The following is a 14142-nucleotide window of genomic DNA, read 5'->3' as shown; positions in this document are numbered from 1 at the left end:
CGTGATTCGCGACGCGGTTGCGGCGGTTCGGCCCCGTGCCGGACGATCCGCACGTGGTGGCGCTCGATCGGTTGGTGGACGTGCTCGGGAGCCTGGGCACGCACCTGAGCTGCGCGCCGCGCGGCCGGGACGTGGAACTGCGGGGCGTGGCGCTGCACGACCCGGCCGAGCACACCCCGGCCGCGCCGGACGACGTGCTGCTCGGGCTGGGCGTGCCGTCGCCGGCCGCGGCGGCGCGGCTGGTGGCGGGCACGGCCGCGGCGGCCGTCGTGCTGCACGGGTCGCCGCCGCTGGACGACCGGGTGCACGCCGCCGCGCGCCGGTCGGGGGCGGCGGTGCTGCTGGTGGACCCGTCGGTGCCGTGGGGGCAGCTGGCGAACGTCGCGCAGACCCTCGTGCTGGGCGGTCAGGGCGCGGGTGACCTGTTCGCGGTGGCCGACGCCATCGCGGCGGTCGTCGGCGGGCCGGTGACGATCGAGGACCCGCGGTCGCGGGTGCTGGCCTACTCCTACCGGCAGCAGGACGTGGACCCGGTGCGGGTGCAGACGATCCTGGGCCGGCGGGTGCCGGAGGAGGCGTGGCGGGCGCTGGACTCGTACGGCGTGTTCGCGCACCTGGCCAGGTCGGACGAGCCGCTGTTCGTGCCGAAGCTGACCGAGCAGCTCGGCGGGCGGCTGGTGGTGGCGGTGCGGGCCGGGCGCGAGCTGCTGGGCTCGGTGTGGGTGGAGGTGGACGTCGACGCGGACCCCGTGCGGCGGGCGGCGCTGGTGGACGGGGCGCGCACGGCGGCGCTGCACCTGCTGCGGGCGCGGGCGTCGGCGGACCTGGAGCGGCAGGCCGAGGCGGAGCTGGTGATCGAGGCGCTGGACGCGGGCCCGCCCGGTTCCCTGGCGCGGCTGGGGCTGCCGGCCGCGGACCTGCGGGTGATCGCCGTGCTGGCGCGCGCGGGCGACGGCGAGCACGGGGCGGCGCTGCTCGCGTTCTCCCGGGCGACGGCGGGGTTCGGCTGGTCGCGGCCCGGCCGGTCGGCGCTGTTCGGCAACGTGCTCTACACCGTGCTGCCGTGCGGCGACGACCCGGCGGCGGCGGTGGGGTGGGTGCGGGAGCTGGGGCGCGAGCTGCCGGAGGGGGTGACCGTGCGGGCCGGGATCGGGGGTCGGGCGGACGCCGGGTCGCTGGCGTCGTCGCGGTCGGAGGCCGACGAGTGCCTGGCCCTGTCCACCGGGGAGCCGGTGGCCTACGACGAGGCGTGGTCGCGGGTGCTGCTGCGCAGGTTGGCGGGTGTCGCCGAGGCGGGGCGCGTGCCGACGCGGGGGCCGGTGGCGGATCTGATCAGGCACGACGCCGAGCACGGCACGCGGTACGCGGTGACGTTGCGGGCGTGGTTGGCGGCGCAGGGGGACGCGCGGGAGGCGGCGCGGGCGCTGTCCGTGCACCCGAACACCCTGCGCTACCGCGTGCAGCGGATGTGCGAGGTGACCGCGCTGCCGCTGGACGACCCGGACCAGCGCCTGGCCCTCGCCGTGGCCCTGGCCGTCCTCCCCCTCCCCTGACCCGCGAGAGTCCAACGCCCAGGCCCCGAGAGTCCAACCTCCAGGACCCGAGAGTCCAACGTCCGGGCCCTCTGAGTTCTCCATTTCGCATACCGACCGGTCGGCTCGAACGCAGAACTCAGGGGTCCTGAGCGTTGGACTCTCGGGGCTTGAGCGTTGGACTCTCGGGGCCTGGGCGTTGGACTCGCGGGGTGGGCGGGCGGGGTGGTGGGGTGGGCGGGAGGATTGGGGGGTGCTTCCCGATCTCTCTGTCGAACTGACCAGCAGGCTGCGCGAGGCGTTCCGGGCCGCCGACTACGACGCGGACGGGGTGGTCGACGCCCTCGGGCCGCAGGCGCACGCCGCGCTCGGCCGGGGCGAGCCCGAGGCCGCCCGGCGGGCCACCGAGGACGCCGGGGCGCTCGGCACGCTGATCCGGCTGTTCCTGCTCGGCGACGCCGAGGAGGAGGGGCGGGTCAGGAGCGCGCTGGGCGGGGTGGACCTCGACGACGCGATCAAGGCCGAGGTGCTGCGCGGGGACGGCGACCGGCTGCGCGCCGGGCTGGACATCCGGCCCTACGGCGACGACGAGGGCTCCTGGTGGGTGGTCGCCGACCTGGACTCCGACCAGCGCGGCGGGCCGGTGCCCGTCGACCACGTGCTGGGTGTCGGGCACGCCTCGATCAGCCTGGCCCGCGCCACGTCGCGGCGGCCGGTGGAGACCCTGCTGGACCTGGGCACGGGGTGCGGCGTGCAGGCGCTGCACGCGAGCCGGCACGCACAACGGATCACGGCCACCGACCTGTCGGAACGGGCGCTGGCGCTCGCGCGGGGCACGTTCCGGCTCAACGAGGTGGACGTGGAGCTGCGGCAGGGCGAGTGGTTCGGCCCGCTGCGCGGTCGCCGGTTCGACCAGGTCGTGTGCAACCCGCCGTTCGTGGTGGGGCCGCCGCGCGTCGACTACGTCTACCGCGACTCCGGCCTGGCCGGCGACGACGCGAGCGCGCTCGTCGTGCGCCAGCTGCCCGCGTTCCTCGCCGAGGGCGGGGTCGGTCAGCTGCTGGCCTCCTGGGTGCACCGCCGGGGCGAGGACTGGGCCGACCGGGTGAGCGGCTGGCTGCCGCGCGGCGGCGTGGACGCGTGGTTCGTGCAGCGCGACGTGGCCGACCCGGCGCTGTACGTCGGCACGTGGCTGCGCGACGCGGGCGTCGACCCGCGCAGTGACGAGGGGCGCGCCAAGGCCGCGCGGTGGCTGGACTGGTTCGCCGAGAACGACGTGGAGGGCATCGGCTTCGGCTTCGTCACGCTGCGCCGCACCGAGGAGGCGCACGCCGAGGTCGTGTGCGAGGACCTGCGCCACGCCTACGACGACCCGCTGGGCCCCGAGTCGGCGGCCTGGCTGGACCGCGTCGCGTGGCTGCGCGGCCGGTCGGACGCCGACCTGCTGGCCACCCGGTTCACCGTGCCCGGGACGGTGCTGCTGGAGGAGGTCTCCGCGCCGGTCGAGGACGGCTGGTCGTCGGTGGTGCGCCGGCTGCACCGCACGGACGGCCCGGGCTGGCAGCACGAGCTGGACGAGGTCGCCGCGCGGCTGGTCGCCGGGTTCCGGGGCGCGCTGCCGCTGGCGGACCTGGTCACGCTGCTCGCCTACGCGCAGGACCTGGACGAGGGCGCGCTGGCCGAGGCCGCGGTGCCGGTGGTCCGGGAGCTGGTGCGGCACGGGATGGTCGTGCCCGCGTGAGAGCGGTTGTGGCACGTGTCACAGAGGCGTCCGTCGTGGTCGGCGACGAGGTCGTCGGCGCGATCGACGAGCCGGGCCTGTTGGTGCTGCTGGGCATCCACGTGGACGACACGGCGGACAAGGCCGCGGTGATGGCCCGCAAGCTGCACGAGCTGCGGGTGCTGCGGGACGAGGAGTCGTGCGCCACCACCGGCGCGCCGCTCCTCGTCGTCAGCCAGTTCACCCTTTACGGGGATACGCGCAAGGGTCGGCGGCCGTCCTGGACGGCCGCCGCCCGGCCGGAGCACGCCGCGCCGTTGGTCGAGGCGGTGGTGTCGGAACTGCGCCGGAAGGGTGCTCGCGTACAAACAGGACGGTTCGGGGCGATGATGTCGGTGCGGAGTGTGAACGACGGTCCGTTCACCGTGTTGGTCGAACTCTAGGTCCGCTCTCAGGCAATCCTCAGGATTCGCGGCGCAACCGCTGTGACGGCAGTGACGTCTTGAAGGGCATGGGGAGCGGGAACCATTTCGGGCCGGTTTGCGTTCTCCTCAGTGTCAGGCACCGAAAGGTGAGCCGCGCAGCGCAGCGCGGAGTGCGCGACACGACCGCACTGCCAGCCCGCGACAAGGGGGAGGGAGCTCCATGACCGTCCCGAAGGTCCTCGACCGACAGGTCGGGAACGACACGACCACCACGAGCGCCGAGTTGGACCTCGACGCCCAGGGACCGGCCGCCGACCTGGTTCGGGTGTACCTGAACGGCATCGGCAAGACAGCGCTGCTGACCGCGGCCGACGAAGTGGAACTCGCCAAGCGGATCGAGGCCGGCGTCTTCGCCCAGCACAAGCTGGAGACCGCGCCCGATCTGCCCGATCTGCGTCAGCGGGAACTGCGCGCGTTGATCCGGGACGGTCACGTGGCGAAGAACCACCTGCTCGAAGCGAATCTGCGACTCGTCGTGTCGCTCGCGAAGCGTTACACCGGTCGCGGAATGCCGCTGCTCGATCTCATCCAGGAAGGCAACCTGGGTTTGATCCGCGCGGTGGAGAAGTTCGACTACACCAAGGGATTCAAGTTCTCGACCTACGCCACCTGGTGGATCAGGCAGGCGATCACGCGGGGAATGGCGGACCAGGGTCGCACGATCCGGCTGCCCGTCCACCTCGTCGAGCAGGTCAACAAGCTCGCCCGGATCAAGCGCGACCTGCACCAGCAACTGGGGCGCGAGGCGACTCGCGAGGAGCTGGCCAAGGAGTCGGGCCTGACCCCGGAGAAGGTCTCGGACCTGCTCGACCACGCGCGGGACCCGGTGAGCCTGGACATGCCCGTCGGCACCGAGGAGGACGCCCCGCTGGGCGACTTCATCGAGGACTCCGACGCCACGGACGCGGAGAGCGCGGTCATCTCCGGCCTGCTCCAGGACGACCTGCGCCGGGTGCTGGCCACGCTGGAGCCGCGCGAGCAGGCCGTGATCAGGCTGCGGTACGGCCTGGAGGACGGCCAGCCGCGCACGCTGGACCAGATCGGCAAGCAGTTCGGCCTGTCGCGCGAGCGGGTGCGGCAGATCGAGCGGGAGGTCATGTCGAAGCTGCGGCAGGGCGATCGGGCCGCCAAGCTGCGCGCTTACGCCAGCTGACCCAACCGGGTCGCGGCGGGCGGACGGGATCGACACCCGTTCGGCAGATTGACTTGTGACGCGGGTCACGGCACGGTCGTGCGTTACACGAGCCATGCGACACCCCCGCCCCATCACGCGGGGGCTGTCGCACGCTGAGGAAGGTCGGGGCGGTCGGGGGCCGGCCCGGCCTTCCGCGTTTCCGCAGGAATTTCCGCACGAGTTGCCACAGGGGTTCCCGCGAGGAGCTGCCGCGGGTGTGCCCGCACGTCGGGGTGCCCGGCCCTACATGTCCAGGTACTCGGTGAGCTTCGCGCGGAAGAACGCCACGTGCCGCTCGCGCTCCTCGCCGGCGTAGCCGCGCGGCACGCCCTCCACGATCATCACCAGGCACAGGTAGGCCCGGTAGAGCGCGACGCGCGTCCCCTCGGCCGCGGTGAACCCGGTGACGCCGTACCCGGCGAGGTAGTCGGCGTCGGGCTCGCGGAACAGCGACACCGACGCCAGCTCGGCCAGCGGGTCGCCGAAGAACGCCCGTTCCGGGTCGATCAGGCCCTCCACGCGCCCGCCGGTGACGAAGACGTTGCCCTCCCACAGGTCGCCGTGCACCAGCACCGGCGAGGTCACCTCGTCCAGCAGGTGCGCCCGCGCCGCGAACGCGGGCCGCACGTCGGGCAGCTCCACGCCGAACCGGTCGGCGTCGTCGAGCACCGCCTCGACCATCGCCCCGAACGCCTCGCGCCACGTCTCCCCGCCCGGCCCCTGGAGGTAGCCGAACCGCTCCCCCGTGATGCCGTGCAGCCGCCGGACGATCGTCCCCAGCTCGTGGCGCAGCGCGGCCCGGTCGGCGTCGGGCAGCTCCGCCGCGTTCCACGGCACGCCGGTCAGCGCGGTCATGAGCAGCACGCCGTCCTCGTGCAGCAGCACGTCCGGCACGGGCAGGCCGCGCTCGGCCATCAGGCCGAACACCAGCGCCTCGGTGCGCATCAGGTCCCGCTCGTAGGTGAGCAGCGGCACGCCCGGCGGCGGCGCGACCTTCACCACGAAGCCGCGGCCGTCGGCGGCGGTGAGCCGGTAGGCGGTGTTGAACATGCCCTCGGTCAGCTCGTCGTGCGAGGCCAGCGGGACGCCCGCGGCGCGGCGGAGCAGGGTGTCGAGCTCGTCCGCGGACAGCTGCCGCTTGGTGAGGCTGTGGACCACGACGCGAATCACACCACGGGGACGCGGACGCGGCGGCGCGGGCGGTATAGGTTCGGCGGAACCCGAAGCGCGCAAGGGAGCCCGCGACGTGCCCGCTGTGCCCACCACCACGTTCCAGTACACCGACGTCCTGCCGCTGGCGAAGGACAACCACACCGACTACCGGCTGGTGACCCCGGACGGCGTGTCGGTCGTCGAGGCGGCCGGCCGCACGTTCCTCCAGGTCGAGCCGGAGGCGTTGACGCTGCTCGCCCGGGAGGCGATCCGCGACATCCAGCACCTGCTGCGCCCCTCGCACCTCGCGCAGCTGCGCGCGATCGTGGACGACCCGGAGGCCAGCGGCAACGACCGGTTCGTCGCCATGGACCTGCTGCGCAACGCCTGCATCTCCGCGGGCGGCGTGCTGCCCATGTGCCAGGACACCGGCACCGCGATCGTGATGGGCAAGCGCACCGAGTCCGTGCTGACCGGCGGCACCGACGAGGAGGCCCTGTCGAGGGGCATCTTCGAGGCGTACCAGACCCTGAACCTGCGCTACTCGCAGATGGCGCCGACGACGTTCTGGGACGAGCGGAACACCGGCACGAACCTGCCCGCGCAGATCGACCTGTTCACCGCGCCGGGCGTGGAGCCGAAGTACGAGTTCCTGTTCATGGCCAAGGGCGGCGGCTCGGCGAACAAGACGTTCCTGTACCAGGAGACCAAGGCGCTGCTGAACCCGACGCGGCTGGCGAGGTTCCTGGACGAGAAGCTGCGCTCGCTGGGCACGGCCGCGTGCCCGCCGTACCACCTCGCGGTGGTCGTCGGCGGCCTGTCGGCGGAGCAGAACCTGAAGGTCGCCAAGCTCGCGTCCGCCCGCTACCTCGACGGCCTGCCCACCGAGGGCTCGGCGCTCGGGCACGCGTTCCGGGACGTGGACCTGGAGCAGCAGGTGCTGGAGCTGACCCGCAACTTCGGCATCGGGGCCCAGTTCGGCGGCAAGTACTTCTGCCACGACGTGCGCGTCATCCGGCTGCCCCGGCACGGCGCGTCCTGCCCGGTCGGCATCGCCGTGTCGTGCTCGGCGGACCGGCAGGCCAAGGCGAAGATCACCCCCGAGGGCATCTTCCTGGAGCAGCTGGAGCGCGACCCGGCGCACTTCCTGCCCGAGGTGCACGGCGAGGAGCTGTCGGACGAGGTCGTGAAGATCGACCTGACCCGCCCGATGGCCGAGATCCGCGAGACCCTGTCGAAGCTGCCGGTGAAGACGCGGGTGTCGCTGACCGGTCCGCTGGTCGTGGCGCGCGACATCGCGCACGCCAAGATCAAGGAGCGGCTGGACGCGGGCGAGCCGATGCCGCAGTACCTGAAGGACCACCCGGTGTACTACGCCGGCCCGGCCAAGACGCCCGAGGGCTACGCGTCCGGCTCGTTCGGCCCGACGACGGCCGGGCGCATGGACTCCTACGTCGAGCAGTTCCAGGCGGCGGGCGGGTCCATGGTCATGCTGGCCAAGGGCAACCGGTCCAAGCAGGTCACGAACGCCTGCCAGACCCACGGCGGCTTCTACCTGGGGTCGATCGGCGGCCCGGCGGCCCGGCTGGCGCAGGACTGCATCCGCAAGGTCGAGGTGCTGGAGTACCCCGAGCTGGGCATGGAGGCGGTCTGGAAGATCGAGGTGGAGGACTTCCCCGCGTTCGTCGTGGTCGACGACAAGGGCAACGACTTCTTCGCCGAGACCTCCGCCCCGACCCTCCAGATCAGCTTCCGGAAGTAGTGCCGGTCAGAGGTCGAACACACCCAGCTTCGCGCCGCGCGTGAAGAAGTCCCACTCGGTGAGGGTGAACCGCTGTGGGGCTTCTTCCGGGCGGTTCGAGTTGCGGACCAGCACCTCGTCGGTCGTGCGCATCACTTCGACGCAGTTCGAGCCGCCACCGCTGAACTTCGTCCACACGCCGGGCTGAAGGCTCATCAGGTCTCCTCCGCGATTCGGGTCAGGAGTTCGCGGCTCTCCTCCGGGCCCAGCGCCTTGGCCCTGGTGAAGTCGAACCAGCGTGCGGTCTTCTCCACCTGGGCCTGGTTGTCGACGAAGCTGTCCCCGTACGGCATGTCGACGCTGACCAACGACGGCAGGCCCTCGGGCAGCCGGAACAGGGTCAGCGTAGTGCCGGTGAGGGCGTGCGCCCCAGAGCCCAGGGGCATCACCTGCACCACCACGTTCTCCCGCTCGGTCATGTCCAGCAGGTGCCGGAGCTGCTCGCGCATGACGTCCGGGCCGCCGGTGTTGGACCGCAGCGCGGGTTCGGCGATCACCGCCCACAGGTTCAGCGGCGGTCGCCGGTCGGTCAGCAGCAGCCGCCGTCCCAGGCGCAGTTCGAGGTTCTTCTCCAGCACCTCCTCGGCGAGGCCGACCGCGGTCATCAGCGCGCGGGCGTACGCCTCGGTCTGGAGCACGGCCGGGACCAGCTCGAACGACGAGTACAGGACCTCGGTGGCGCTCGCCTCGACGTCGAGGATGCGGCGCAGCCACGGCGCGATGACCCCGCCGCGCTTGCTCCGGCGACGGCGGCGGTTGGCGTCGACGTTGAGGCCGAGCAGGTCGTCGCGGGTCGCCTCGTCGGCGCGGTAGAGGTCGAGCAGCTTCTCCAGCTCCGCGTACCGGATGCCGCTGGCGGCGGTCTCGATGTTGCCGATCTTGGTGACGGTGCAGTCCAGCACCTCGGCGGCGTGCTCGCGGGGCAGGTCCAGTTCCTCCCGCATCCGGCGCAGGGTGGTGCCGATCTGGATGCGCGCGGCACTGCGGTGCGGACTGCTCATCGTCTTCCCCGAATCACCCGATCGAGACATTTACACAAGTTGTGCAAACAGCATAGCTTTCACCGCATTCGGAGCGTACTGGATGTTGACGGGGAGTGATCGCATGGGGTCGCGGTTCCGGCAGTTGAGCGTGATCGAGTCGAGCGGCGGGAGGGCGCGGTTCAGGAGGATCGACCGGCACGACGACGGGCACGACATGCCCGGCGGGGGCGGTGGCGGGGAGGGCGGTGGCGGGGAGGGCGACCTGAAGGCGTGGACGCTGCGCCGGCTGTCCGCGCACCGGTGCCCGCTCGGGCTCTACGTGGGCGAGGCGGGCACCGGCGAGGAGGACGTGGAGACCAACGTCTGGGTGGCGTGGGACGGCGCGTTCCCGTTCCCCGTGGAGGAGTGAGCGCAGCGGCGGCGGGCCGGGCTCAGCCGGTCTGCTCGCGCGCCTCCAGCACGATCCGCCGGTCGCCCAGGGGCGCGTCGAGCACCACGTTCAGCGGCACGTCGCGCAGCTCCTGCGCGCACACCCCGCCGCCGGCGGGCGGGGTGTAGGTGGTGACCAGGGTGATCTGCACCTGGTCGGCGGACTGGGCGGCGACCTCGGCCGACGCGGTCTTGCAGCCGCCGGCCAGGCCGACGACCCGCACGGTGCGGCCGTCGGCGGACGCCCACGCGTCGCGCTTGTAGGTGTCGGGCAGCGTCGTGCCGTCCACCTGCTGGTCCGGGACCTCGGTGGAGCCGCCCGGCAGCGGCTCGGCGCTGGCCGGCGGCGGCACCTCGGTGGGCCGCGACTGGGCCGGACCGGACGGTGACAACGTTGTCGAGGGCTGTGACGTGGCCGTGGGGGCGCTCGTGGCGGAGGAGGACAGCGAGCCCGACGGACCGGAGGACCCCGTGCCGGTGCAGCCCGCGAGGGCGAGCAGGACGAGCGCGGGGACGGCAACCTTGGCGTTCCTCATGGTCAGGAGACGGTAGTCGCGCCCGAACGGGTTGCACAGGGCGGTGCCCGGCCGACCGAGGGCTGGTCGACCGGGCACCGGGGTGGAGCGGTCTACTCGGTGTCCTGCCGCGTGGTCAGCTCCACCCGGCGGTCCCCCAGCGGCGCGTCGAGCTTCGCGGTCAGCGGCGGGTACCGGATGTCCATGGTGCAGACCTGCTGGTCGGCGGGGGTGGTCTCGACGAGGACGACCTTCACGACCTGCGCGGTCTGCTCGGCGATCTCCAGGCCGGCCTTGCTGCACCCGCCCTCCTGGCCGATGGCGCCGAGGACGGTGCCGTCCTCCTCGGTCCACACGGTCGAGGGGCTGCCCTCGGGGACGGAGGCGGTGATCCGCTCCTCGGGCACCTCCCGGCCCTCCGGCGGCACGGGGCTGTCGAACCCGGCCTCCGGCGAGGCGGGCGCGCTCGACGACGGCGCCGTGGTCAGCGTCGGACCGCTCTGCGCGCCGACGGGCGCGGTCGACGAGCAGCCGACGAGTGCGATCAGCAGCGCGCCCGCACCGAGCGCGGTTCCCAGCGTTCCTGTGCTCCTCATGTGGAAAGGACGGAGCCCCCGGTCCCCCGGGTTGCCCCGCCCTTTTCACAGTTACCCGTTCAGGTGATCCTTGATCCCCGCGACGGCGTGCCGCAGCGCGTCCAGGCGCTGCTCGGAGGCCAGCCCCGCGTGGTAGAGGTGGAACTCCTCGACGCCCGCGTCGGCGTAGGCGACCCACTCCCGGAGCAGCGCGTCCCCGTCGACCGGTTTGGGCGGCAGGGCCAGCACGTACGCGGCGGTGCGCACGTCCGGTGCCTCCGCGCGCAGGGCGCGGAGGGCGGGCACGGACGCGTCGACGCCCGGCCAGCAGGTCGCGGTGAGCACGTCGACGTCGGCGTCGACGCCGCCGGCGACCGTGGCGAACGGCCCGGTGCCCCACGGGTCGGCGGTGGCGTGCGCGGCGATGCGCACGTCCGGCGCGGCGGCGCGGATCTCCCCGACCAGGCGGCGGCGCAGGGCGCGGGAGACGTCCGTGCGCACCTCGCGCACGTGCGCCGCCCGTTCGCCCAACGCCTCCTCGACGCCGTCCGCCCCGCCGTCGATCCCCGCGCGGACCGCTTTCCGCAGGCCCTCCGGGTCGTTGTAGCGGGTGGCGCAGGCCGCGCAGAAGCACAGGGACAGCAGTTTCTGCTGCACCGGCGTCCAGTCGGCGCCGTCGGTCTTCTCGTGGTGGCCGCCGTGGAAGAACCCGAGCGGGCCGCACGCCTCCAGCACGACCCCGTCCGGCCGGCCGAGCGCCAGCACCTCGGACACCAGCGTCGAGGCGTACTCGGCGACGTCGTCGTGGGAGGGGCACAGCGCGTACGGGTAGGCGTCCCCGAACGCGTTGCGCACCACCAGGTCGGGGTTGGCCTCGCCCAGCCGGCTGCTGTGGGTCAGCACCGTCCAGGCGTACACGGGCAGGCCGGCCCCGCGCAGCAGCGCGGAAGCCTCGCCGTAGGAGTCGTCACCGTCCACCCAGGACGGTTCGGCGGGGCGCAAGCGCTTGCCCCGCCAGGCTTCCTCCCGCACGGGCAGGTAGAACGCGGCGTGCCGCGCGTCCACCAGCCGCCGCAGCGGGTGGAACGGCGTCGCGGCGCGCACGGTGTGGTACGACGCGGCCAGGGCCACGGCGTCCACGCCGAGCGACGCCACGCGCGACACCGCGTCCGGGTCGCCGATGACGTCCCACGGGTAGACGTGGGCGACGGTCCTCACCACCGGGGGCGCTTCCTCTCGTAGGACGGGTCGTGCTGCTGCATGTACCCCGTGTCGTCGCGCTGGACGATGCCGCAGGAGCGGTACGCCTCGGCGGCGCGGGCGAGGGCGTCGCGGTCGAGCTCGACGCCCAGGCCGGGAGCGGTGGGCACCCGCACCGCGCCGTCGACGAAGGTGAACGGCGTGGTGACCACGTCGTCCGCGGCGTTCCACGGGTAGTGGGTGTCGCAGGCGTAGCCCAGGTTCGGCGTGGCCGCGGCCAGGTGGGTCATGGCCGCGAGGCTGATCCCGAGGTGGGAGTTGGAGTGCATGGACAGGCCGATGCCGAAGGTCCGGCAGATCGCGGCCAGCTCCTTGGAGCGCGACAGGCCGCCCCAGTAGTGGTGGTCGGACAGGACGACCTGCACCGCGCCCCGCTCGACGGCGGGGGCGAGGTGCTCGAAGGCGATGACGCACATGTTCGTCGCCAGCGGCATGGGCGCCTCGGCGGCGACCCGCGCCATGCCCTCGATGCCCGGGGCCGGGTCCTCCAGGTACTCGACGACGCCGTCGAGCGCGGCGGCGACCTCCAGCGACGTCTCCGGCGTCCACGCCGCGTTCGGGTCGAGCCGCAGCGGGTGGTCGGGGAACGCCTCGCGCAGCGCGAGGACCGCCTCCACCTCCTGCCGCGGCGCGAACACGCCGCCCTTGAGCTTGATCGAGCCGAACCCGTGCGCGTCGATCAGCGCCCGGGCCTGCTCGACGATCCCGGCGGGGTCGAGCGCCTCGCCGAACCCGTCGGGCTCGGCGCCGGGGTGCCCGGCCCACTTGTAGAACAGGTAGGCGCTGTACGGCACGGTGTCGCGCACCGCCCCGCCGAGCAGGTCGCTCACCGGGCGGCCCAGGGCCTTGCCGCGGATGTCCCAGGTGGCCACCTCGAAGGAGGCGAACACCCGGTCGACGGTGGACTCGGCGGTGAGCGGCCCGGTCAGGCCGTGCCGGTCGGAGCCCGCCTCGCCGCCCAGGGCGGTGGCGACCCGGGCGTGCAGGCCGTTGAGGTCGTGCACGTCCAGGCCCACCAGGGTGGGCGCGCTGGAGCGCACCCGGTCGAGGTGGCCGATGTCGCCGTAGGTCTCGCCGAGGCCGGAGATCCCCTCGTCGGTGTGGACCTCGACGATCGTGCGCAGCGCCCACGGCTCGTGCACGCCCACCGAGTTCAGCAGCGGCGGGTCCCGGAAGGCGACCGGGGTGACCGTGATGTCGGTGATCTTCACGAGGCCAGGCTCCGCCCCGCCGCGACGACCCGCTCCAGCTCCGCCAGGTGCTCCGGCGCCGGGTCGAGCAGCGGCGGTCGCACGCCGCCGACGTCCAGTCCGGTGGCCCGCACCGCGGCCTTGACCAGCGCCACCGCGTAGCCGGGCACCTTGTCGCGCAGCTCGACCAGGGGCTTGTAGAACTCGGCGAGGTAGCGGTTCACCAGCGCGGTGTCCCCCGCCTGCACCGCCTTGTAGAAGCCGAGCGAGACCTCCGGCGCGAAGCAGAACACCGCCGACGAGTACAGGTCGACGCCGATGCCGCGGTAGGCGGGCACGGTCATCTCGGCGGTGGGCAGGCCGTTGAAGAACTGGAACGGCTTGCCCACGTTCGCCCTGACCTCCAGCACGATCCGCTGGAGCAGGTCGAGGTCGCCCAGGCCGTCCTTGAAGCCCACGACGGTGGGCAGGCACGCGACCTCGACCGCCGTCGCCGGCGTGAACACCGCGTTGTTGCGCTGGTAGACGATCAGCGACAGGTCCGTCGCGCTTGCCACCTCCGTGACGTAGCGGACCAGGCCCTTGGCCGGGTTGGTCACCAGGTACGGCGGCAGCAGCAGCAAGCCGTCCGCGCCCGACCGCTTCGCGGCCCGGGCGAGTTCGCGCGCGACCGGCAGCGGGCCGCCCGTGCCCGCGAACACCGGCGCGCGACCGGCCGTCGCCTCGACCGCGACGGCGACCGCCCGTTCGACCTCCGACGGCTCCAGCGCGTGGAACTCGCCGGTGCCGCACGCGACGAACACGCCGCCGGCGCCCGCCGCAACCCCGCGCTTGACGTGCTCCGCCAGCACGTCCTCCGCGAGCCCGCCGTCCGCGTCGAACGGCGTCACCGGGAAGAACAGCACCCCATCCAGTTGCATACCCAGACCTTCATCCCTTGATCGCTCCGGTGGTGATCCCACGCAGGAAGGACTTTGCGGCGGCGGCTGCCCGGACCGGTCGCGCGCGGAGGGTTCCGCGCGGGCGGGTCGGGCACCGGCCCCGGCGGTGCTGCGGTCGGCGGTGACGACCGCGGAACTCCTCGCGAGCCAGTGCGCAGGCGGCGAACGCGCTGGCGGACCTCCCCACGACGGCCGCACCGTTCCCCCCGCCCGACCGTACCGCCGGTGGGCGGTGGTGGGGGCGGCGGTGGACGGGGCGCGGGCGTGCGGGCCGGAGGTGGTCGGGTCGGCCGGAGCGGGGCCGGTCCCGTTGTGGCGAAAGGCGATCAGGTCGGCGGCGGTGGGTGGTTCCCGTGAGGCGACCCCGGTGGGGCCGCCTCACGGG

Annotated in this window: 14 protein-coding genes; 6 read left to right on the top strand and 8 right to left on the bottom strand. The window is 73.4% G+C overall.

Going from position 1 to position 14142, the window contains the following annotated elements; all coding sequences use genetic code 11:
• Positions 1-53 precede the first annotated feature (53 nt).
• The 4 genes from ACRAKJ_RS08100 (at position 54) to ACRAKJ_RS08085 (ending at position 4890) form a co-directional block, all read left to right on the top strand.
• Positions 54-1553, top strand: a complete 1500-nt coding sequence (locus tag ACRAKJ_RS08100; protein WP_438923242.1) for a helix-turn-helix domain-containing protein — start codon at positions 54-56, stop codon at positions 1551-1553.
• Between the two features lie 232 nt (positions 1554-1785).
• The gene (locus ACRAKJ_RS08095; protein WP_438923241.1) at positions 1786-3273 is read left to right on the top strand and encodes a DUF7782 domain-containing protein; all 1488 of its coding nucleotides are present in this window, start codon (positions 1786-1788) and stop codon (positions 3271-3273) included.
• Positions 3270-3695 carry a D-aminoacyl-tRNA deacylase gene (dtd, locus tag ACRAKJ_RS08090; RefSeq protein ID WP_438923240.1) on the top strand — a complete coding sequence of 142 codons (426 nt, stop codon included), beginning with the start codon at positions 3270-3272 and terminating at the stop codon, positions 3693-3695. The genes ACRAKJ_RS08095 and dtd overlap by 4 nt, the downstream gene beginning before the upstream one ends.
• 202 nt (positions 3696-3897) lie before the next feature.
• Positions 3898-4890 carry a sigma-70 family RNA polymerase sigma factor gene (locus ACRAKJ_RS08085; RefSeq protein ID WP_438923239.1) on the top strand — a complete coding sequence of 331 codons (993 nt, stop codon included), beginning with the start codon at positions 3898-3900 and terminating at the stop codon, positions 4888-4890.
• A 264-nt stretch (positions 4891-5154) separates the two neighbouring features.
• Here the strand turns inward: ACRAKJ_RS08085 and ACRAKJ_RS08080 are convergent, their stop codons facing one another.
• Positions 5155-6069, bottom strand: a complete 915-nt coding sequence (locus ACRAKJ_RS08080; protein ID WP_438923238.1) for a phosphotransferase — start codon at positions 6067-6069, stop codon at positions 5155-5157.
• 88 nt (positions 6070-6157) lie between these two features.
• Between ACRAKJ_RS08080 and ACRAKJ_RS08075 the strand changes: the two genes are divergently transcribed.
• A complete protein-coding gene (locus ACRAKJ_RS08075) occupies positions 6158-7825 on the top strand; it encodes a FumA C-terminus/TtdB family hydratase beta subunit (protein WP_438923237.1) in 1668 nt (555 codons plus the stop codon).
• A 6-nt stretch (positions 7826-7831) separates the two neighbouring features.
• On the opposite strand, the gene ACRAKJ_RS08070 is transcribed toward ACRAKJ_RS08075, so the two are convergent.
• A complete protein-coding gene (locus tag ACRAKJ_RS08070; RefSeq protein ID WP_438923236.1) occupies positions 7832-8020 on the bottom strand; it encodes a DUF397 domain-containing protein in 189 nt (62 codons plus the stop codon).
• Positions 8020-8865, bottom strand: coding sequence for a Scr1 family TA system antitoxin-like transcriptional regulator (locus ACRAKJ_RS08065; protein ID WP_438923235.1), 846 nt, complete (start codon positions 8863-8865; stop codon positions 8020-8022). Before ACRAKJ_RS08065 ends, ACRAKJ_RS08070 begins: the two co-directional genes overlap by 1 nt.
• Before the next feature lie 103 nt (positions 8866-8968).
• Between ACRAKJ_RS08065 and ACRAKJ_RS08060 the strand changes: the two genes are divergently transcribed.
• Positions 8969-9256, top strand: a complete 288-nt coding sequence (locus tag ACRAKJ_RS08060) for a hypothetical protein (protein WP_438923234.1) — start codon at positions 8969-8971, stop codon at positions 9254-9256.
• A gap of 22 nt (positions 9257-9278) precedes the next feature.
• On the opposite strand, the gene ACRAKJ_RS08055 is transcribed toward ACRAKJ_RS08060, so the two are convergent.
• The 5 genes from ACRAKJ_RS08055 to ACRAKJ_RS08035 all read right to left on the bottom strand — a co-directional run bounded on the left by ACRAKJ_RS08055 (position 9279) and on the right by ACRAKJ_RS08035 (position 13736).
• Positions 9279-9812, bottom strand: a complete 534-nt coding sequence (locus ACRAKJ_RS08055) for a hypothetical protein (protein ID WP_438923233.1) — start codon at positions 9810-9812, stop codon at positions 9279-9281.
• 92 nt (positions 9813-9904) lie between these two features.
• A complete protein-coding gene (locus ACRAKJ_RS08050) occupies positions 9905-10387 on the bottom strand; it encodes a hypothetical protein (RefSeq protein ID WP_438923232.1) in 483 nt (160 codons plus the stop codon).
• A 51-nt stretch (positions 10388-10438) separates the two neighbouring features.
• Complete coding sequence (locus tag ACRAKJ_RS08045) at positions 10439-11587, bottom strand: hypothetical protein (RefSeq protein ID WP_438923231.1); 1149 nt, start codon at positions 11585-11587, stop codon at positions 10439-10441.
• The gene (locus ACRAKJ_RS08040) at positions 11581-12837 is read right to left on the bottom strand and encodes a glucarate dehydratase family protein (protein ID WP_438923230.1); all 1257 of its coding nucleotides are present in this window, start codon (positions 12835-12837) and stop codon (positions 11581-11583) included. Before ACRAKJ_RS08040 ends, ACRAKJ_RS08045 begins: the two co-directional genes overlap by 7 nt.
• A complete protein-coding gene (locus ACRAKJ_RS08035; RefSeq protein ID WP_438923229.1) occupies positions 12834-13736 on the bottom strand; it encodes a 5-dehydro-4-deoxyglucarate dehydratase in 903 nt (300 codons plus the stop codon). Before ACRAKJ_RS08035 ends, ACRAKJ_RS08040 begins: the two co-directional genes overlap by 4 nt.
• Positions 13737-14142: the final 406 nt, after the last annotated feature.

Source organism: Saccharothrix sp. DSM 118769 (assembly GCF_052936295.1).
This window is presented reverse-complemented; position numbering and strand designations above follow the sequence as displayed.